Annotated in this window: 2 protein-coding genes; both read right to left on the bottom strand. The window is 43.2% G+C overall.

Going from position 1 to position 759, the window contains the following annotated elements; translation table 11 throughout:
* Positions 1–134, bottom strand: a 134-nt coding sequence (locus tag A3729_RS23635; RefSeq protein WP_082882166.1) for a 50S ribosomal protein L27, incomplete at its 3' end; no start/stop codon positions are given.
* A 71-nt stretch (positions 135–205) separates the two neighbouring features.
* Complete coding sequence (gene rplU, locus A3729_RS23630; RefSeq protein ID WP_068509871.1) at positions 206–517, bottom strand: 50S ribosomal protein L21; 312 nt, start codon at positions 515–517, stop codon at positions 206–208.
* Positions 518–759 lie beyond the last annotated feature (242 nt).

Below are 759 nucleotides of genomic sequence, written 5' to 3'. Positions count from 1 at the left end.
AAACGTGTACCACGTTGACGCACAATAATGTTGCCTGCTTTAACTACTTCACCACCGAATCGCTTAACACCTAAACGTTTCGACTCCGAATCGCGACCGTTGCGGGTACTACCACCCGCCTTCTTATGAGCCATTATCCTACTCCTATTGTCTGTTCGTATCTAAACCGGTTTAATTGCTCCTGAGAGCGACCATAAACTCAGTGTTAGCCTTTAATTCCAGTAATTTTCACCTCAGTATACCACTGACGGTGACCCATTCTCTTCATGTGGTGCTTACGACGCTTGAACTTCAAGATACGTACCTTCTCGTGACGACCATGATCAACAACCTCAGCCGTTACTTTTGCACCCTCAACATTTGGCGCGCCAACTTTAACATCGTCGCCATTTGCAACAAGTAATACACGGTCAAATTCAACCGTCCCACCTGTTTCAACTTCAATTTTTTCCAGCTTTAACACTTCACCTTCGGTGACACGGTGCTGCTTACCACCGCTTACAATAACTGCGTACATTTGGTTTTCTCCAAATTTTTCATATCGCCTAACACACCTGAACTTCCGCTAATAATAAGCATTACCCAGATGAATCAAACTTACCAAGACCTATATATTGAGAACTAAATCTCCGGCCTCACTTTCTACCCGCATGTGTTACTTACGACCAATTTTCCCCAAACTGATATTTACAGTTTTTTGAAAAATCTGATCTCCAGTTTCTAAAGGAAGCTCTTTGGCAACCCTATCACTGAGAACAC

The organism is Oleiphilus sp. HI0043, assembly GCF_001634935.1.
The sequence above is the reverse complement of the archived record's forward strand: the minus strand, read 5'-3'. Positions and strand labels throughout refer to the sequence as shown.